The following is a 19580-nucleotide window of genomic DNA, read 5'->3' as shown; positions in this document are numbered from 1 at the left end:
GACTCAGGCGAATTTCCCGTTTGCCACCGCTTCCGGCGTGACCACGCCCGTATCCAGCACCCAGCCGCTAATGAGTGAGGCAGGCGTAACGTCAAACGCCGGGTTATAGACCTGCGCGTTTTCCGGCGCCCACTGCACCGCGCCAAAGCTTCCGGCCACGCCCGTCACCTCGCTGGCGGCGCGCTGCTCAATCGGGATCGCGTCCCCGTTCGGGCAGTCCGGGTCGAGGGTCGTTTGCGGGGCAGCAACGAAGAACGGAATGCCGTGGAATTTCGCCAGCACCGCCAGAGAATAGGTGCCGATCTTGTTCGCCACGTCGCCGTTGGCGGCAATACGGTCTGCGCCCACCCACACGGCGTCCACTTCCCCTTTTGCCATCAGGCTGGCGGCCATGGAGTCGGTAATCAGCCGATACGGCACGCCCAGCTCGCCAAGCTCCCACGCGGTCAGTCTACCGCCCTGCAGCAGCGGACGGGTTTCATCCACCCAGACGCAGCTGACGTTACCGTCCTGATGCGCGCGGGCAATTACGCCCAATGCGGTGCCAACGCCCGCCGTTGCCAGCCCGCCGGTGTTGCAGTGGGTCAGCAGACGGCTCCCGGGCTTAACCAGCGCGCTGCCGGCTTTCGCAATCGCGTCGCAAAGCCGTTTGTCTTCGTCAATCAGCCGCAGCGCTTCGGCCACCAGCGCCGGTACATAATCTTCCTGCCGCAGCGCAATCTTCATGCGGTCAAGATTGTTCATCAGGTTCACCGCCGTCGGGCGGGATGCGCGCAGAGTTTCCAGCGCCGCCGCCAGCTCGTCGCGGCTTTTACCGTTTTCCGCCAGCAGCGCCAGCAGCAGGCTTGCAGAGAGACCAATCAGCGGCGCGCCGCGCACCCGTAGGGCATGAATGTGCCCAACCAGCGCCTCGACCGTCGAAGCATCCAGCCAGCGTTTCTCCTGCGGAAGCGCCTGCTGGTCGAGAATAAAGAGCTGATTATCCGCCACCCGCAGGCTGGTCGTCTGTAATGTCTGCATGTCGTTAATTCCCTGTTGCGTTGTTGTAGCACATTGTGTCAGGATGAAATCCAGATGTATAGACGTCTACATGTCTTAATTAGAAAACTCGTAAGGAGCAGGCCATGTCGCAATACCGTACCTTTACCGCTCAGGACGCCGTGGAGTATGCCAGGCAGTTTGGCGGACTTGACGATCCTTCATCGCTGGTAGAGGCGCAGGAGGTAGGCGACGGCAACCTCAATCTGGTATTTAAAATTTTCGACGGCGCGGGCGTGAGCCGCATCGTCGTTAAGCAGGCGCTGCCCTACGTGCGATGCGTCGGCGAGTCCTGGCCGCTGACGCTGGACCGCGCCCGTCTTGAAGCGCAAACCCTGGTCGAGCACTACCAGCATAGCCCGCAGCACACCGTGAAAATCCACCACTTTGACCCGGAGCTGGCGGTGATGGTGATGGAAGATCTCTCCAGCCATCGCATCTGGCGCGGCGAGCTTATTAACAATATTTACTACCCGCAGGCGGCGCAGCAGCTGGGCGAATACCTCGCGCACGCGCTGTTCCACACCAGCGATTTCTACCTGCACCCGCACGAGAAAAAAGCGCAGGTAGCGAAATTCATTAACCCGGAGATGTGCGAGATCACCGAAGATCTGTTCTTCAACGATCCGTACCAGATCCACGAGCGCAACAGCTACCCGGCCGAGCTGGAAAATGACGTCGCGGCCCTGCGCGACGACGCCCAGCTTAAAATTGTCGTGGCCTCCCTGAAGCACCGCTTCTTCTCGCACGCCGAAGCGCTCCTGCACGGCGATATTCACAGCGGCTCGATTTTTGTGGCCGACGGCAGCCTGAAGGCCATCGACGCCGAGTTCGGCTACTTTGGCCCGATTGGCTTTGACGTCGGTACCGCCATCGGCAACCTGCTGCTGAACTTCTGCGGCCTGCCGGGGCACCTGGGCATTCGCGATGCCGCCGCCGCGCGCGAACAGCGCCTGACCGATATCCAGGAGCTGTGGAACACCTTCGCGGAGCGCTTCCAGGCGCTGGCAAACGAGAAAACGCGCGACGCCGCGCTCGGCGCGCCGGGCTATGCCTCCGCGTTCCTGAAAAAGGTCTGGCATGACGCCATCGGCTTCTGCGGAACCGAGCTCATTCGCCGCAGCGTCGGGCTTTCCCACGTCGCGGATATCGACACCATTCAGGACGAGGCGATGCGCCACGAGTGCCTGCGCCACGCCATTACGCTCGGTAAAGCGCTGATTGTGATTGCCGACCGCATCGACAGCGCGGAAGATCTGGTGGCACGAGTGCGGCAGTACAGCTGAGTGCTTTTGCCGGGTGGCGGCTTCGCCTTACCCGGCCTACGATCCTGATTTTCTCCCTCTCCCTGTGGGAGAGGGCCGGGGTGAGGGCATCAAACCGCACTTACCCCAAATACTCAATCACCGACAGCCCGCCGTTATAATCCGTGCTGTAAATAATCCCCTGCGCATCCACAAACACGTCGCACGACTGGATGACCTGCGGGCGATTTGGCCGCGTGTCCATCATTCTCTCCGGCGCGGCGGGCACCAGCGCCCCGGTTTCCACCGGACGATACGGATTGGAAATGTCGTACGCGCGCACGCCTGCATTCTGGTACGTGGCAAAAATTAGCGTTGAGCTAACAAAGCTTCCCGGCCGGTTCTCATGCAGATTATGCGGCCCGAAGTGCGCCCCTTTCGCCACGTAGTCGATTTCATCCGGCTGCGGGAAGGTCGAGATGCTCACCGGGTTCGACGGCTCGCGGATATCAAACAGCCAGATCAGCTTCTCGCCGTCCTCCTGGTTATCCAGCACCGCTTCGTCCAGCACCACCAGCAAATCGCGGTCCGGCAGCGGCAGCGCGGTGTGCGTTCCTCCGCCAAACGGCGGGCTCCAGTTGCGGTGGCTAATCAGCTTCGGCCGGGTGCGGTCCTTCACGTCCAGCAGCGTCAGGCCGCCGTCGCGCCAGCTGCCGTAGGCGGTATCCCCCGCGATAATCGCGTGGTGCAGCGCGTAGCGTTTCCCTTCCGGCCAGTTCGGCTTCTCCCCTTCGGCCTGGTTCATCCCCGGCAGCCACCAGCGCCCCGCCACTTCGGGCTTGCGCGGATCGGCCAGATCGATGGTCAGGAAGATGTAGTCGGTAAAGCCGTCGATCAGCGCAGACACGTAGGCCCAGCGGCCGCCGACGTACCAGATGCGGTGAATGCCGATGCCGCGCAGCGACAGAAAGCCGATTTCGCGCGGCCTGTCCGGCGTGGAGATATCAAACACGCGCAGCCCGGCGCTCCAGCCTTTGTCCTGCACGTCGCTGACGGTCTCCCCCACCTGCCGGGTGTAGTAGACCTTCTCGTCGGCAAAGCGGGCATCGGCAAACAGATCCCGGGCGTTAATCACAAGCAGCAGGTCGTCATGCGCCTGCAGGTGCACGTTCCAGGTGCCGGGCGGCGCGGGCACGTAGCCTGCCGCTTTCGGGTTCTTCGGGTCGCGCACGTCGACAATCGAAAAGCCCTGCGACACCATATGGCCGATATAGGCGAAACCGCGATGCACCATCAGCTGCACGCCGTCCGGACGACTGCCCTGGTCGCTGTGGCCAATCAGCCGCATATTGCGGCTGTATTCGGGTTGAGGTAATGCAGACATAGTGGAGTCCTTTCGCCGGATGGCGGCTGCGCCTTATCCGGCCTACAACACCGTAGGCCCGGTAAGCGAAGCGCCACCGGGCATTATTTTGACCTGGCTTCCAGCGTCGCAAACCACGGCGCGATAAAATCTTCCGTCTGGCCCCAGCCCGGAATGATTTTCCCCAGAGACGCCACGTTCACCGGGCCCGGCTGGGCGGTCAGCAGCGCCTGTGGAATGGCCGCCGCTTTGAAATCGTAGGTCGCAGGCGTCGCTTCCCCGGCAATCTTGTTCGCCACCAGGCGCACGTTCGTCGCGCCAATCAGCTTCGGATCCACCGCCACGCTCACCTTCCACGGGCTGCCCGGCTCGCGCATCAGCTGCAGATCCTGGTTGGAGATGTCGATGCTGTAGAGCTTGATCTCGGTGCGGCCGTTCTCTTTCAGCGCCTTATACGCGCCCTGGCTGAAGGCGTCCCACGTGCCCCAGATGGCGTCGATCTTGCCTTTCGGGTATTTCGCGAGTATCGCACCCACCTTGTTGGCGGTATCGCCCTGCACGTCAGAGGAGACGGCGCCGATGGACTCCAGCTCTTTGATGTCCGGATACTGCTTTTGCAGCTCTTTATAGGCTGCCTGACGACGCTCCATCGGCGGGAAGCCCGCGACCCACAGCTTGACGATATTGGCCTTGCCGTTGAAATCTTTCGCCAGCTGGCCGAAGGAGAGGTTCGTCAGCGAGGCATCGTCCTGCTGGGTGACGGTCACGCCCGGGATCTCGCCGTTAACGGCGGTATCAAAGACGGCGACTTTGATACCGGCATCCACCGCTTTCTTCACCAGCGCGGTGGAGTACGGATCGCGCCCCTGAGAGAGAATAATCCCGTCATATTTCTGGCTGATGGCCTGGTTCACGAAGTCCTGGAATTTGGCGTCGTCCCCGTTGCTTAAAAAGGTGCTGACCTTAAAGCCGAGCTTTTTCCCTTCCTGAATTGCTCCGGCAATAAATTGCGTGGTGTTGTCGTCTGAGCCGAGGTTACGGATCACCGCGATGCGGATCGGGCCGTCATGGTTCGCAATGGCCGCCGGAAGCGGCGCGGGCGTAGCCGCGAAGCCTGGCAGAGCCGTAAACAACCCAAGTGCTACCAAAGAGAGTGCAATCTTTTTCATTTTTTATCCCGTTGTGTTGTCAGCGTTTTTGTATGTAGGTAATCGCCAGCGCTACCGCGAGCACCAGCCCTTTTATAATGTCCATGGCGTAATACGGCACGGAGAGCATCACCAGCCCGTTCGACAGCACGCCGAGAATGACCGCCCCGACCAGGGTTCCCAGCGCGTTCGGCTTGCCGGAGCCTGCCAGCGAGAAGCCAATCCACGCCGCCGCCACCGCATCCATCAGGTATCCGCCGCCCGCATTCACCTGCGACGAACCGATACGCGAAGCCAGCAAAATTCCGCCCAGTCCCGCCAGCAGCGAGGCGATCACGTAGGCCGCCACCTTGTAGCGCGTGGTGCGAATACCGGAGAGACGCGCGGCTTCGGGGTTGCCGCCGATGGCGTACATCCGGCGCCCGTGAGTGGTCAACGAGAGGCCCAGCTGCGCCAGCACGGTCACCACCAGCATGACGATCACGATGGTCGGCACCTGCCCCAGCAGGCTGAACGCCGCCGGAATCGTGCCTTCCGCCATGTCACCGCTCGGCAGCACCATGTTCTCGGTAATCGACCCGCCGTAGCTGTAGGTCATCGCCACACCCTGGATGACGAACAGGCTTGCAAGCGTCGCGAGCATGTCCGGAATACGCAGGATGACGATCAGAAAGGCATTAAACAGCCCCACCAGCGTGCAGAGCGCGAGGGTGATCAGAATCGACTCGGTGGTACCAAAGCCGTGCCAGACGAAAAGAGAAATCACCAGCGCGTTCGCCAGCGAGGCGGTGGATCCGACAGAGAGATCGAACCCGCCGATGGTCAACGAGATCGACACGCCAATGGCAATCACCGTCACGATGGCAATCGAGCGCAGAATGTTGATGATGTTGTTCGGATCGAGGAAGCTGTCCGACGCCAGGCCAAAGACGGCCACCAGCGCGACGACGGTTAACAGCATGCCCCACCTGTAGAGAAAATCGAAAATCTGCTGGCGGCCAGACGCCGCCGCGTTCACTGAAAGGGCCTTGCTCACGACGCCGTTCCTCCGGTTGAATAATAAAGTAGTGTCTCTTCGCGGGCCTCGGCCCCGGCGATTTCCGCCACGATGCGTCCGTCCCACAGCACGCAGATGCGGTCGCACAGCCCGACCAGCTCGGCAAACTCGCCCGAGGCGTAAATCACCCCTTTGCCCTCGCGCGCCAGGCCGTCAATCAGCTGGAAGAGGTCGGTTTTGGCCTTCACGTCCACGCCTTTGGTTGGCTCGTCGAATATCAGCACGCTGGCGTCATTGCGCAGCCATTTACCGATGGCGACCTTCTGCTGGTTGCCGCCTGATAAGCGGCGCAGCACCTGCCCCGGCCCACGGGCGCGCACGCCGACGCGGGCGATGACCTCTTCCGCCCAGCGCCACGCCTGACGATGGCCAAACAGGCTCCAGCGCGAGAAGCTGCTATCGGCGCACACGGCAAGATTCATGCTCACCGGCTCGTCGATAAAAATACCCTCTTTCCGCCGCTCCTCCGGCACCAGCGCCAGACCGCGCAGCACGGAGTCGGCCGGGTCGCGCGGCTGCCAGGATTGATGGTTCAGCTCGCCGCGCGCCACGCGGCTTTTGGTGGCGCCAAACAGCGCCTTGCAGAGTTCGGTTTTTCCCGCGCCCGCCAGCCCGGCAATCCCGAGGATTTCGCCTTTGCGCAGGTGTAGGGAGATATCTTTCAGCAGCGCGTCGTCGTGTAACCCCTCAACGCGCAGCAGCGTCTCTTCGCCGTGCGGCGGACGCGCGGGCGGATAGATATCGCTCAGCACGTGTCCAAGCATCTTCTCGACGATCGCTTCGCCGCTAAGATCGGCCATCGGGCCGGACTCAATCAGCTTGCCGTCGCGCAGCACCGTCAGGGTGTCGCAGATGGCCTTCAGCTCGTGAATGCGGTGGGAGATAAACACCACGCCGATGCCCTGCTGCTTTAAGCGTCTCACCACCGCAAACAGGCGCTCGCTCTCATGCGCGTCCAGCGGCGCGGTGGGCTCATCAAGAATCAAAAAACGGCAGTGGTGGGACAGCGCACGCGCCAGCAAAATCTGCTGCTTTTCGGCCAGCGAACAGCTGTCGATGGAACGGCGAACGTCCAGCGTCACGTCGAGCTGCGCCAGCGCCTGTCTCGCCTGCTGGCGGATCGCACGCCAGCTGAAGCGATGCCCCGGCTGCGCCAGCTGGTCGAGCATGATGTTCTCGGCAATGCTTAACCCCGGGATCAGCGCCACGTCCACCTCCTGCTGCACGAGGTGGATCCCCAGCCGTTTGGCGTCAAGCGGTTCGCGGATGCTCACCGGCTGGTTGTTGATGCTGATCTCGCCCTCATAGTGGTCGTGCGTGCCGCACAGCACCGCCATCAGGGTTGATTTCCCCGCGCCGTTGGCGCCGGTCAACGCGTGTACGGATCCGCCGGTTAAGGTGAAATTCACGCGCGACAGCGCCTGAAAGCCGGAAAAGGCCAGGCTGATACCGCGCATCTCAAGGCGACTGGAAACCATCCGCGTAAATCCTTCATTACTCTTCTGATTTATCGAATTTTTCACAGCTCCGGTTGACTGACAACGACGGAAAAGGCATAAGTTAAAGCGAAATATTATTAGCCATCCGGATGTCCAGACATAACATCGGGTTAGCGCTTGCTAAAAAAGGACAACACCATGAGCAACACCGATATCCGCGTCGTGCCTGGCCCGGCGAACTATTTCTCTCATCCCGGAAGCCTTGCGCATCTGGATGACTTCTTTACTCCGGAACAGCTTTCCCGCGCGGTGTGGATCTACGGCGAGCGCGCTATCGAAGGCGCGCGCCCTTTCCTGCCGGAGAGCTTTAACGCGCCGGGGGCGAAACGCCTGCTCTTTAAAGGCCACTGCAGCGAGCGCGACGTCACCCATCTGGTGAATGAATCCGGCAGCGACGCCAGCGTGGTGATTGGCGTCGGCGGCGGCGCGGTGATGGATACCGTCAAGGCCGTGGCGCGCCGATTAGGGTTGCCGTTCGTGGGCATCCCCACCATTGCCGCTACCTGCGCGGCGTGGACCCCGCTCTCCGTCTGGTACAACGATGCCGGTCAGGCGCTGCATTTTGAGATCTTCGACGACGCCAACTTCCTGGTGCTGGTGGAGCCGCAGATCGTCCTCAACGCCCCTGCGGAATATCTGCTGGCGGGCATCGGCGATACGCTGGCGAAGTGGTACGAAGCGGTGGTGTTGGCACCTGAGCCGGAGAACCTTCCGCTAACCGTGCGGCTGGGCATCAACGGCGCGCTGGCAATCCGCGACGTGCTGCTTGAACACAGTGAGGAAGCGCTGGCCGACCAGCAGCGCGGCGAACAGACGCAGGCGTTCCGGGACGTGGTGGATGCGATTATCGCCGGCGGCGGGATGGTCGGCGGCCTGGGCGAACGCTATACGCGCGTGGCGGCGGCGCATGCGGTGCACAACGGCTTAACCGTGCTGCCGCAGACGGAAAAATATCTGCACGGCACCAAGGTAGCCTACGGCATTCTGGTGCAGAGCGCCCTGCTCGGCCAGGACGACGTGCTGGCGCAGCTGGTGACGGCGTACCAGCGCTTTAACCTGCCGACCACGCTTCGCGAGCTGGACGTCGACATTAATAACCGGGAAGCGCTGGATAAGGTCATTGCCCACACCCTGCGCCCGGTGGAGTCGATTCACTATCTGCAGGTTGCGTTAACGCCTGACGTTCTGCGCGCCGCGTTTGAGAAAGTGGAATCCTTCAGCCGTTAATCGCCCCGACAGGCTATACCTAATGATGATTCTTACCACTCTCGTAACGAGGTCATCATGCAGATCGATTTAACAGGTAAAAAGGCGCTGGTTACCGGTGCCAGCCGCGGATTGGGTCGTGCGATTGCCCTATCGCTGGCGCGCGCCGGTGCGGATGTGATTATTACGTATGAAAAATCTGCCGATAAAGCCCAGGCGGTCGCCGATGAGATTAAGGCGCTGGGACGACACAGCGAAGCCGTGCAGGCGGACAGCGCCAGCGCGCAGGCGATTCAGGATGCCGTCACCCATGCGGCGCGTTCTCTTGGCGGGCTGGACATTCTGGTCAACAACGCCGGGATCGCGCGCGGCGGCCCGCTGGAGTCCATGACGCTGGCGGATATTGACGCCCTAATCAACGTCAACATTCGCGGCGTGGTGATCGCCATTCAGGAAGCGCTGGTGCACATGTCCGACGGCGGGCGCATTATCAACATCGGCAGCTGTCTGGCGAACCGCGTGGCGCAGCCGGGGATCGCGGTTTACTCGATGACCAAATCGGCCCTTAACTCCCTCACCCGCGGGCTGGCCCGTGATTTAGGGCCGCGCGGCATTACCGTTAACCTGGTCCACCCCGGCCCCACCAACAGCGATATGAACCCGGAAGACGGCGAACAGGCTGACTCTCAGCGTCAGCTTATTGCTTTGGGTCATTACGGTCAGCCGGAAGACGTCGCGGCGGCGGTCACGTTTCTTGCCAGCCCGGCGGCCGGACAGATCTCCGGTACCGGCCTCGACGTGGACGGCGGTTTGAACGCCTGATCGCAATCTCCCTGCAAGCCTCTGTCGTCCGGCAGAGGCGTTTCCGAGCGCCCTCGACGGTTCGCGTTTTGCCGCTTTCTCCCGTTTTTTCTCCGCTCTACAGTATCCCATTAGAAATTCGGAATTTATCTAATAGCCTTATTATTTCCTTATACTTTGTGTGGGCGTACAGTGGAGGTACGGATGAAGATTGTCTGGTCAAAGAATGCAAAGAAAGAGTTTTCCAAAATCGATGGCCGATATCAGCGAAGGATCAAAGCAAAACTTGCTGAGCTGGACGATCGCTCAGCTCCCCGGCCCGATATCAAAAAAATATCGGCAACAGAAAATCATTTCCGGCTACGCGTTGGCGATTACCGCATTCTGATTACACTTCGGGACGATCCCGATAACCATTGTTATGTTTTGGCCGTCAAGCGCAGAACATCAACGACCTACCTTCACGAGGAGAAAGCCCCCTATGGCTGTTCAGCTAATTAAGGACGATGACGGAAAAGCGCAGTACGTCGTTATTCCCTATGATGAATACTTTCGTATGTGCTTACAGATGGCAGAAATCGACGACGAAACCGATGATGATCTAGAGGATATTGAAGTCGAACACGATTGTTATGATGACGTAGGATTACCTGGAGAAGTATGCGACGTCATGCATAACGAGAACGTCAGCCTGCAGGCCGCGTGGCGTATCCTGCGCGGCATGTCCCAGCAGGAGGTGGCGGAGAAACTCGGCATCACCCAGTCCGCCGTGTCACAGCTGGAAGCGCTCGACTCCCGTCCGCAAAAGCGCACCCGCGAAAAGCTGGCAGCTATCTACGGCTGCAAGCAGGAGCAGATCAGCCTCTATTTACCGAAAGAGGGTTAACAGCACTTCGCCCCGCCCTTGCCACCGTAGCGGGCGTCCTGGCGGTCGCGGAAAAATTCTTCATAGGTCATGGGCGTCTGGTCCGGATGGTTGACGCGCATATGCTCGACGTAGTTGTCGTAGTCCGGCACGCCAATCATCATTTTGGCGGCCTGGCCCAGGTACTTACCTGCTTTGGAAAGGGTGTCGAACATAATCAGTTTCTCGTTTGTCTCCGGCTCTCTCCCGGAGGGAGAGGCCGGATAAGAAATGTAGGCCGGGTAAGGCGAAGCCGCCACCCGGCACACAGGTTAATGCGCCCCTTTCGCCTGGGTCACAATCTCTTCCAGGTTTTCAGGCATTGGCTCGTACGGCGTCTCTTTCGCCGTTGGCTGATCGTTTTTCAACGCCGCCAGCGCGGTCTTGAGAGAATACAACGCCAGCACCACGACCACCACCATAAAGAAGATGGTCAGCCCGGCGTCCAGACGGTTGTTAAACACCAGCTGCGACAGCTGGGACTCCGTGTACTGCGCCGGGATCTTGCCGCTGTCGATCATCGCCTGGAACTTGTTGGCGATTGCCAGGAAGCCCACCTTGTTGTCCGGGCTGAAGGCCTTCTGCCAGCCCGCCGTCAGGGTACAGATCAGCAGCCACGCGGTTGGCACTAATGCCACCCACGCGTAACGCTGGCGCTTCATCTTGAACAGCACCACCGCGCAGAGCATCAGCGCCATGCCTGCCAGCATCTGGTTGGCGATACCGAACAGCGGCCACAGGGTGTTAATCCCGCCCAGCGGATCGACCACGCCCTGGTGCAGGAAGTAGCCCCACGCCAGCACGCACAGCGCCGTCGCCAGCAGGTTAGCCGGGAGCGAATCGGTACGCTTCAGGTGCGGGGAGATCACCCCCAGCAGGTCCTGCAGCATAAAGCGCGCCGCACGGGTTCCCGCATCCACCGCCGTCAGGATAAACAGCGCCTCGAACAGGATGGCGAAGTGATACCAGAAGGAGACGTCCATCAGCCCGCCCAGCGCGCCGTGAAGAATATACGCCATGCCGACCGCCAGCGTCGGCGCACCGCCCGCACGGGAGATAATCGACTGCTCGCCCACTTCACTGGCGATGCTCGTCAGCGTATCAGGGGTTATCGCAAAGCCCCAGCCGCTCACCACCTGCGCGGCGGACGCCACCACGTCAACGGTGCCAGCCGGTGCCAGTACCGCCATCGGGCTGTTCATCGCGAAATACACGCCCGGGTCGATGATACAGGCAGAGACCAGCGCCATGATGGCGACAAAGGATTCCATCAGCATGCCGCCGTAGCCGATCAGGCAGGCCTGATTTTCGTTCGCCAGCATCTTCGGCGTGGTCCCCGAGGCAATCAGCGCGTGGAAGCCCGACACCGCGCCGCAGGCAATGGTGATAAACAGGAACGGGAACAGATTGCCGGTCCAGACCGGGCCGGTACCGTCGATGAATTTGGTTAACGCAGGCATGGTCAGGGTCGGACGCATAATCAGAATACCGATCGCCAGCCCGACGATGGTGCCGATTTTCAGAAACGTAGAAAGATAGTCACGCGGAGCCAGCAGCAGCCATACCGGCAGCACCGCCGCCACAAAGCCGTAGCCCACCAGCATCCAGGTCAGCTGCACGCCGGTAAAGTCGAAGAACGGCGCCCAGGTCGGGCTTTCCGCCACCCAGCCGCCGGAAATAATGGCGAACACCAGGAATACCAGGCCAATTACCGACACCTCACCAATGCGGCCGGGGCGCAGGTAGCGAATATAGATCCCCATAAACAGCGCCAGCGGAATGGTGAAGGCAACGGTATAGGTCCCCCACGGGCTGTGGGTCAGCGCTTTCACCACGATCATCGCCAGCACCGCGAGGATGATCACCATGATCATAAAGGTCGCCACCAGCGCAATCACCCCGGCGGTTGCCCCCATCTCCTCTTTCACCAGCTCGCCCAGCGAACGCCCGTCGCGGCGGGTCGACACGAACAGCACCATAAAGTCCTGCACCGCGCCCGCCAGCACCACGCCTGCGAGGATCCAGATCATCCCCGGCAGGTAGCCCATCTGCGCCGCCAGCACCGGCCCCACCAGCGGCCCCGCTCCGGCAATCGCCGCAAAATGGTGACCGAACAGCACTTTTTTGTCGGTCGGCACGTAGTCCAGCCCGTCGTTATGGCGGACGGCAGGCGTCATGCGCGTAGCGTCAACGCCCAGAACGTTCTTCGCGATATAGCGGCCATAAAAACGGTACGCGATCAGATAAATGCAGACGGAGGCGACGACGATCCAGAGCGCATTGATCTGTTCCCCCCGGTTGAGGGCGATATAGCCCAGGGCAAAGGCTCCCACAACGGAGAGCCCTGCCCATATAAGGTATTTCCCTGAGTTGTTCATAGTTGTTGTCCGTTGTTGTGAAACAGTGAGATGTTACATTTTGTTTCTAGAACAACCGGAAAAATTTAACAACTTTGAAACGCAATAATGCGTGGTCAAACCAGAGATTTACACCACAGTGTTAAGCCGATCACTTTGATCTGCCTGGCTTAGCCCAGCACCATCGTACTCAACCGACAGGTACAGCACCGCCGCCCCTGCTCGTCGAATACCACAATCTCCCAGCTCTGGCTCGACCGCCCCAGATGCAGCGGCTGGCAAACGCCGCGCACCTTACCGTGAGAGACCGCACGATGGTGCGTGGCGTTAAGCTCCGTCCCCACCACGCTCTGCCCGTCGCGGGTCATCAGAAAACCTGCCATTGAGCCCAGCGTTTCCGCCAGCGCCGCAGACGCGCCGCCGTGCAGCAGGCCAAACGGCTGATGGGTGCGCGCATCCACCGGCATCTCCGCTTCCAGCGTGTCGTCACCGATACGGGTATAGACAATGCCGAGATGCGCCACCAGGGTGTTCAGGCTGGTTGCGTTCAGCTCCTCGAGCGGTAAATGACGTTTCCAGATCATCTTACGCTCCCAGCGTGGAGCCGCCGTCCACCACGATATCCTGCAGGGTGATATGGCTGGCGGCATCGGACGCCAGGAACAGCACCGTGCTGGCTATCTCCTGCGGACGAGCGATTTTGCCCAGCGGAATGCCGAGCTTGAACTGCTCGCCAAAGCCGCGAATGCGCTGCTGCTCCGCGTCGTCGCTTTTCCACAGGGTGCGCTGCATGTCGGTGTCCGTTGAGCCCGGCGACACCAGGTTACAGCGCACGCCGCTGCCCGCCAGCTCCAGCCCGACGGTCATAGCCAGGCTTTTCAGCGCCGCCTTCGAGGCACCGTAGGCGCTCATGCCGATGCGCGGCGTGTGCGCCGCGTCGGACGCCACGGTGACTATCGCCCCACCCTGCTGACGGCGGAACTGGCCCATCGTCTGCTGGAACAGGTTGAACGCGCCGCCGACGTTGACCGCGAAGGTCTGCTGCCAGTCCTCCTGCGAAAGCTGTTCCGTCGCCCCCATGCGCAGAATGCCCGCCGCGTTGACCAGCACGTCCAGCCGCTCAAGCGACGCCAGCGCGCGCCCGCACACTTCATGCACCTGCGCGGCATCCGCCACGTCCAGGGTTTCAGTGGCGAACGGATAATCCCCCAGCGGAAACGCCAGATCGAAGCCGGTCACCTGCGCGCCTGCCTCCACAAAGGCCAGCGCCGTCGCGTAGCCAATCCCCTTACCCGCGCCCGTCACCCAGACGGTTTTACCGGTAAAATCCAGAGCCATCACTTCACCTCGCGGGAGAGCAGCGCCCACCAGGCGTCGATGGTTGGATTTTTTGCCAGCATCACGAAGTCGATATCGCCGTGCACTTTGCGCCAGCGGGCGGCCAGCGCCATCATGCGCACCGAGTCCAGGCCGTAGTCGATCAGGTTTTCGTCATCCATCGGCTCGTCGGACTCGTCCAGCAGCGGCAGGATCAGCTCGCGCAGCGCGGCTTTAGTCGCCGGAACGGACGGCAGCAGCTCGTCGGTCATCACCACGCGGCCCGAGCGTCCGGCCACGTAGTTGAGCGACATCAGGTGCTCGTCGCGGGTGAAATCCGCCAGCGCGTCGGCAATAAAGAACGGCTTGATGTCGCGCATAAAGGCATCGGTAGCGGTGGTCATGCAGCCGATGTGGGCGTACACGCCGGTAATCAGCAGCTGGTTGCGGCCCGTCTCTTTCAGCATCTGCTCCAGCGGCGAGCGGTGAAACGCGCTGTAGCGCCACTTCACCAGCACCGTGTCCGCTTCGTCCGGCGTCAGTTCAGCGACGATACGCTGCTGCTCCGGCGAGCGGGTCAGGCCCGGTCCCCACATGTCGTTCAGCAGGGCGCGGTCTTCGTCGCTCTGGTCTTTGGGCTGCGCGGTGTAGTACACCGGGATATTGTGCGCTTTGCAGTAAGCGCGCAGTTTAGCGATATTCGCCACCACCTGCTGCATCATCGCGCTGTTTTCACCCCAGAAGTTCAGGAAATACTCCTGCATATCGTGGATCAACAGCGCGGCACGTTCAGGCTCAAACGCCCAGTTCACTTTACTGGTCGGCAGCTCTTCGGCGGTCGGCAGCGCGTAAGCGGTTAATTTTGGAATGGCCATACTCTGTTCCTCAGCCCCGGGCGCGTTTAGCAAGCCACAGGCGCAACTGTTTTTTATCGACTTTGCCGACCGGCGTCAGCGGGAGCGCATCCACGCTCTCCACGCGGTCCGGTAGCTTGAATTCGGCAACGCCCTGCTCGCGCAGGAAGCGACGCACTTCAACCGCGCGCAGAGGCTGTTTCACCACCAGATACGCGCAGCTTTTTTCGCCCAGCAGGCTGTCCTCCATGCTCACCAGCGCGGCGTGGATCACCGCCTCGTGGCGCAGCAGCAGGTTTTCGATCTCTTCGGCGGCAATCTTCTCGCCGCCGCGGTTGATCTGATCTTTCTCGCGCCCCTGCACGGTGATGTAGCCCTGCTCGTCAATGGCAATCAGATCGCCGGAGCAGTAAAAGCCGTTGGCGTCAAAGGCGCTGGCGTTGTGTTCCGGGCTGTTGAAATAGCCGCGGAAGGTATACGGCCCGCGCGTCATCAGACGCCCGACCTCACCGCGCGGCAGCGGGTTACCGTGCTCGTCCGCTACCCACACTTCGTCGTCCGGGCACATCGGGCGGCCCTGGGTGTTGATGATGCGCTCCGGCGCGTCGTCGAGCGCGGTGTAGTTCACCAGCCCTTCCGCCATGCCGAACACCTGCTGAAGCTGGCAGCCGATTTCCGCCGGAATGCGCGCCGCGAGCGTGGCGGAGAGGCGTGCGCCCCCCACCTGCAGCAGCCTGAGGGATGTGAGCTGCGCGTTGCCCGCGCCGTCGGCAATCGCCTGCAGCCAGAGGCTCACCGTCGGAGGAACCAGCGAGGTGACGTTGATCTGATGCTGTGCAATCAGCGGGAAGCAGAGGGTCGCGCTCGGATCGTTCGCCAGCACCACGCAGCCGCCCGCGGTGAAGACGCCTAACGATCCCGGCGAGCTCATGGCGTAGTTATGCGCCGCGGGCAGCGCGTTCAGGTAACGCGTTTCGGCGGTGATGCCGCAAATCTCGTTGCTGCGGCGAATGCTGTAGTCGTAATCGTTGTGCGTGCGCGGGATCAGCTTCGGCGTGCCGGTGCTGCCGCCGGAAAGCTGGAAAAACGCCACTTCGTCAGCGGGCGTCGGGTTCGGGATGAAGTTGTCCGCCCGACGCGCAATCGCCGCTTCCAGGGCGTGTTCGTCCTTATCGCCGCGCAGGAGCACGACGCGAACCGAGCGGTGCGCATCCACAAAGGCGTTGAGGAAATCATCGCCCGCAAACAGCGCGTGGTCGCGATCGGCAATCAGCACGGCGGGTTTAATTTGTAGGGCGTAGGCGTTCAGCTCGCTGCGCTGATGGCTAAAGAGCGCGTTCACCGGCGCGACGCCGATTTGCAGCAGCGCGAAGAAGGTGATGTAGAACTCGGCCACGTTGCCAAGCTGCACCAGCGCCGTCTCGCCGCGCTGCAGCCCGCGTGCCTGAAGGGCCGAAGCCAGGTTGTTCACCGCCTGATTAAACGCGCGGTAGGTGATGTGCCGCTCGCCGTCGATAATCGCCACGGCATCGCTATCAGCGCGATCCGTCAGGATGTGGGTCAGCGGCAGATCCTGCCAGTAGCCTTTTTCGCGGTAGCGGCGGGCGAATTCCTCAGGCCAGCGGGTAAAGGGAATGGTCATGAGCGATCCTTAGTGCAAGCCAAACACGTTGAGCATGGTGGAGAGCTTCACGCCCGTTTCGCGCCACTCGCCCACCGGCGAAGAGGCAGGCACAATGCCCGCGCCGGCAAACAGGCGAACGGTATTTTTTTGCAGACGCGCGCAGCGGATGGTCACCACCCACTCGCCGTTGCCTTCGCTGTCGCACCAGCCGACGATGCCGCCGAACAGCTCGCGATCGAACGGCTCCAGCTCGGCGATCAGTTCTTTCGCCGCCTCATGCGGGAAGCCGCTCAGCGCAGGCGTCGGGTGCAGCAGGCAGGCCAGCGTCAGGGCGTTTTCATTTTCACGCGCCTCGCCTTCTACCGGCGTTGCCAGATGCCACAGCGTCGGCGTGGTAATCAGCTGAGGAGAATCCGGCATGCTGAGACGGTGGCTGCGCGGTGCCAGAATGGCCTTCATCGCCTGGGTCACCAGGTCGTGCTCGTGACGGTCTTTTTCGGAGGCCAGCAGCTTATTGCCCGCTTCGCGATCCAGCACGTTGTCCGGCTGACGGCGCGCCGAGCCTGCCAGCGGCAGCGAGCTAAAGTGCGCGCCCTCTTTGCGAAGCAGCAGTTCCGGACTTGCGCCGAGCAGCACCCCACCGTCTTCCAGCGGCACGTGGAAGTTAAAGCTTGCCGGGTTCTGGGCGATCAGCCGCTCCATCAGCGCACCGCTATCGATGTGTTTGTCGGTCGCGATATCAATCAGGCGCGACAGCACGACCTTGTTCACCTGCGGCGTGGCGGTGAGCGACGCGGCGCGGGCGACCATCTCTTCGAACACGGGCTGCGGCGGGATCTCGGTGCGTTGTTCCACCTTCAGCGCCTGCAAGCCGGAAAAATAGCGTGAAGACTGCTGACGCGCCGGGCGAGAAAACGTCTGCCAGCGTTCGGGAATAAACAGCGAAGACGGCTTGCGGGTATCGAACGGGATAGCCCCTACCATCACCGGATGGGCGATGCCGCTGGCTTTTGCATTCCGGAACGCCTGGGCTAATTTCTGCTGGAAGTGTCCCGCCGGATCGTCGCCGCCAACGGCGGGCTCACTGAAGCGGGCAAAGCAGCCGGACGTGGTAAAGCTGCGGTAGGGCGACATAAAGAAAAAGCGGTCTGATTCGAGCGTGGTTGCGGTGTGCTGAACTTCCTCAGCCAGGGACGTATCCATATCATCCTCCTCAAAATGATAAAAGAAGCAATAATGATTATCATTTATATTTTCGTCGGCTAACCTAATCCCACATCGCTTCGCTGTCAACCGTCGGACAAATAACTTATGCGACAAAAGCTTGCATCCCTTCGCGGTAGCTATGAAAATGAGAAGCATTATCTTCAACAAAAACAGGATGTCGCGCTGTGAAATTCCCTGCCCTATTCCGTAATACCCTGCTTTTACCTGGACTTTTTGTTTTAGGACTTGCCTCAGCCGCTGCCGCCGACTGGCCGCGTCAGGTGACCGACAGCCGCGGCGTTCACACGCTTGAGAGCAAACCGACGCGCATTGTCTCCACCAGCGTGACCTTAACCGGCTCCCTGCTGGCGATTGACGCACCGGTCGTTGCCAGCGGCGCGACCACGCCGAACAACCGCGTGGCGGATGCGCAGGGCTTTTTGCGTCAGTGGGGTGATATTGCGAAACAGCGCAAGGTTGTACGACTGTACATAGGCGAGCCGAGCGCCGAAGCGGTTGCCGCCCAGATGCCGGATCTGATTTTGATTAGCGCCACCGGCGGGGATTCCGCGCTGGCGCTTTACGATCAGCTCTCCGCCATCGCCCCAACGCTTATCATCAACTACGACGACAAGAGCTGGCAGGAACTGCTGACGCAGCTGGGCACCCTCACCGGGCAGGAAAAACAGGCCGCAGAGCGCATTGCCGCGTTTGATAAACAGCTCGCGCAGGTGAAAGAGCAGATGAAGCTGCCGCCGCAGCCGGTGAACGCCATCGTCTACACCGCCGCCGCGCACAGCGCCAACCTGTGGACCGCGGAATCCGCACAGGGCAAGCTGCTGCACCAGCTGGGCTTTACGCTGGCGGAGATGCCCGCCGGGCTGCAGACCTCCAAAAGCCAGGGCAAACGCCACGACATTATTCAGCTGGGAGGGGAAAACCTGGCGACGGGGCTGAACGGCGAAGGGCTGTTTGTGTTTGCCGGCGACCAGAAAGACGTGGATGCAATTTACGCCAACCCGCTGCTGGCGCATTTGCCGTCGGTGAAAAACAAACGGGTCTGGGCATTGGGAACCGAGACTTTCCGCCTGGATTATTACAGCGCGATGTTGGTGTTGCAGCGTTTAAATTCAATTTTTAAATAAGCGGCACGTTCCCCGTAGGCCCGGTAAGCGCAGCGCCACCGGGCGTTTTGTCGGGTGGCGGCTACGCCTTACCCGACCTACAAGGTCAAGACGCTCTCCTGCCTGAATCGGCGCAATTCTGCCAACGACATTAATAAAACCACGCCAATAATTGCCAGTACAAACCCGCTGCTGCTCGCCGAGGCCGCCGGGGTCATCATCGCCCCCAGCCCACCGAGGATCGCCGCGCCAATTGCATCCCCCGTGACGTTCTGCGCCGTCCACAGGCCGTTAATGCGCCCGAGCATGCCTTCCGGCGTCTGGGTCTGGATCAGGGTGTACTGCAGCAGCGAGCTGATAGCGCTCAGCCAGCCGAAAATCACCAGGCACAACACGCCCAGCGCCCACACCGGCATCAGGCTGAAGAAGCCGATGGCGATAAACGACGCCAGCGTGGCAAGCAGCATAATCAGCCCCGGACGCGCGCTCTGCGCCAGGTTCCCGCTGGTCAGCGCCCCGCACGCCGCGCCGAGCGGAATGGCGGCGTAGAGAATGCCAATCTCCGAGGCGCTCATCTGCCACTCTCCCGCTAATGCCGGGTAGAGCACGCGCACGGCGCTCGCCATCGTCAGCAGGCCGCCGAGCAGCGCAATCCCGCCAATCAGCGGGTTGCTGAACAGGAAACGAATCGCGGCCATCAGCGATTTTAGCGGATGCTCGCGCGGCTGCGGCGGAGGTGGCAGCAGCGGCAGGCGCAGCAGCGTCAGCGTGGTGATAAAGGTCCCCGCCGCCGCCAGCCCGTAGTTCCACGCCACGTTGCCGGTCGCCAGCAGCAGGC

The 19580-nt window shown here is 61.3% G+C and carries 19 protein-coding genes; 6 read left to right on the top strand and 13 right to left on the bottom strand.

Annotated elements, in window-relative coordinates; translation table 11 throughout:
- Positions 1-3: 3 nt before the first annotated feature.
- Entirely contained in the window at positions 4-1020 is a 1017-nt protein-coding gene (mtnA, locus tag P346_RS07115) for an S-methyl-5-thioribose-1-phosphate isomerase (protein WP_032661044.1), read from the bottom strand.
- A gap of 104 nt (positions 1021-1124) precedes the next feature.
- Here mtnA and mtnK point away from each other — a divergent pair, with 104 nt between their 5' ends.
- Positions 1125-2324, top strand: coding sequence for an S-methyl-5-thioribose kinase (gene mtnK / locus P346_RS07120; RefSeq protein WP_032661041.1), 1200 nt, complete (start codon positions 1125-1127; stop codon positions 2322-2324).
- A gap of 100 nt (positions 2325-2424) precedes the next feature.
- Here the strand turns inward: mtnK and P346_RS07125 are convergent, their stop codons facing one another.
- The 4 genes from P346_RS07125 to P346_RS07140 form a co-directional block, all read right to left on the bottom strand.
- Entirely contained in the window at positions 2425-3666 is a 1242-nt protein-coding gene (locus P346_RS07125; RefSeq protein ID WP_032661038.1) for an LVIVD repeat-containing protein, read from the bottom strand.
- 83 nt (positions 3667-3749) lie between these two features.
- Positions 3750-4814: a sugar ABC transporter substrate-binding protein gene (locus P346_RS07130; RefSeq protein ID WP_032661035.1), complete on the bottom strand. Its 1065-nt coding sequence runs from the start codon at positions 4812-4814 to the stop codon at positions 3750-3752.
- A gap of 19 nt (positions 4815-4833) precedes the next feature.
- Entirely contained in the window at positions 4834-5829 is a 996-nt protein-coding gene (locus P346_RS07135) for an ABC transporter permease (protein WP_023334863.1), read from the bottom strand.
- Positions 5826-7328 carry a sugar ABC transporter ATP-binding protein gene (locus P346_RS07140; RefSeq protein ID WP_032661033.1) on the bottom strand — a complete coding sequence of 501 codons (1503 nt, stop codon included), beginning with the start codon at positions 7326-7328 and terminating at the stop codon, positions 5826-5828. The genes P346_RS07135 and P346_RS07140 overlap by 4 nt, the downstream gene beginning before the upstream one ends.
- 159 nt (positions 7329-7487) lie before the next feature.
- Here P346_RS07140 and P346_RS07145 point away from each other — a divergent pair, with 159 nt between their 5' ends.
- From P346_RS07145 to P346_RS07155, 4 genes are all read left to right on the top strand, one after another.
- On the top strand, positions 7488-8576 hold the full coding sequence (locus P346_RS07145; RefSeq protein WP_032661032.1) for an oxidoreductase: 1089 nt from the start codon (positions 7488-7490) through the stop codon (positions 8574-8576).
- A gap of 57 nt (positions 8577-8633) precedes the next feature.
- The gene (locus P346_RS07150) at positions 8634-9377 is read left to right on the top strand and encodes an SDR family NAD(P)-dependent oxidoreductase (RefSeq protein ID WP_032661029.1); all 744 of its coding nucleotides are present in this window, start codon (positions 8634-8636) and stop codon (positions 9375-9377) included.
- Positions 9378-9560: 183 nt separating this feature from the next.
- Positions 9561-9857: a type II toxin-antitoxin system RelE family toxin gene (locus P346_RS0121815; RefSeq protein ID WP_023303272.1), complete on the top strand. Its 297-nt coding sequence runs from the start codon at positions 9561-9563 to the stop codon at positions 9855-9857.
- A complete protein-coding gene (locus P346_RS07155; protein WP_032661025.1) occupies positions 9838-10242 on the top strand; it encodes a helix-turn-helix domain-containing protein in 405 nt (134 codons plus the stop codon). Before P346_RS0121815 ends, P346_RS07155 begins: the two co-directional genes overlap by 20 nt.
- Here the strand turns inward: P346_RS07155 and P346_RS07160 are convergent.
- From P346_RS07160 to entC, 7 genes are all read right to left on the bottom strand, one after another.
- Positions 10239-10436, bottom strand: coding sequence for a YbdD/YjiX family protein (locus P346_RS07160; RefSeq protein WP_006809671.1), 198 nt, complete (start codon positions 10434-10436; stop codon positions 10239-10241). The genes P346_RS07155 and P346_RS07160 overlap by 4 nt on opposite strands.
- A gap of 96 nt (positions 10437-10532) precedes the next feature.
- Positions 10533-12638, bottom strand: a complete 2106-nt coding sequence (gene cstA / locus P346_RS07165) for a pyruvate/proton symporter CstA (RefSeq protein WP_032661022.1) — start codon at positions 12636-12638, stop codon at positions 10533-10535.
- Between the two features lie 149 nt (positions 12639-12787).
- Complete coding sequence (gene entH, locus P346_RS07170) at positions 12788-13201, bottom strand: proofreading thioesterase EntH (RefSeq protein WP_029740111.1); 414 nt, start codon at positions 13199-13201, stop codon at positions 12788-12790.
- A gap of 1 nt (position 13202) precedes the next feature.
- Positions 13203-13958, bottom strand: coding sequence for a 2,3-dihydro-2,3-dihydroxybenzoate dehydrogenase EntA (entA, locus tag P346_RS07175; RefSeq protein ID WP_071995980.1), 756 nt, complete (start codon positions 13956-13958; stop codon positions 13203-13205).
- Positions 13955-14809 (bottom strand): isochorismatase, encoded by an 855-nt coding sequence (locus P346_RS07180; RefSeq protein ID WP_032661017.1) that lies wholly within the window; start codon positions 14807-14809, stop codon positions 13955-13957. The genes entA and P346_RS07180 overlap by 4 nt, the downstream gene beginning before the upstream one ends.
- Positions 14810-14819: 10 nt before the next feature.
- Positions 14820-16430, bottom strand: a complete 1611-nt coding sequence (entE, locus tag P346_RS07185) for a (2,3-dihydroxybenzoyl)adenylate synthase EntE (protein WP_032661015.1) — start codon at positions 16428-16430, stop codon at positions 14820-14822.
- A 9-nt stretch (positions 16431-16439) separates the two neighbouring features.
- Positions 16440-17615, bottom strand: coding sequence for an isochorismate synthase EntC (entC, locus tag P346_RS07190; RefSeq protein ID WP_032661013.1), 1176 nt, complete (start codon positions 17613-17615; stop codon positions 16440-16442).
- A gap of 188 nt (positions 17616-17803) precedes the next feature.
- Between entC and fepB the strand changes: the two genes are divergently transcribed.
- Entirely contained in the window at positions 17804-18763 is a 960-nt protein-coding gene (fepB, locus tag P346_RS07195) for a Fe2+-enterobactin ABC transporter substrate-binding protein (RefSeq protein ID WP_032661010.1), read from the top strand.
- A gap of 77 nt (positions 18764-18840) precedes the next feature.
- Here the strand turns inward: fepB and entS are convergent.
- Positions 18841-19580, bottom strand: a 740-nt coding sequence (entS, locus tag P346_RS07200) for an enterobactin transporter EntS (RefSeq protein ID WP_032661008.1), incomplete at its 5' end; no start/stop codon positions are given.

Origin of the sequence: Enterobacter sp. DC1, from assembly GCF_000568075.1 — a bacterium.
GTDB classification, from domain to species: domain Bacteria; phylum Pseudomonadota; class Gammaproteobacteria; order Enterobacterales; family Enterobacteriaceae; genus Enterobacter; species Enterobacter asburiae.
The sequence above is the reverse complement of the archived record's forward strand: the minus strand, read 5'-3'. Positions and strand labels throughout refer to the sequence as shown.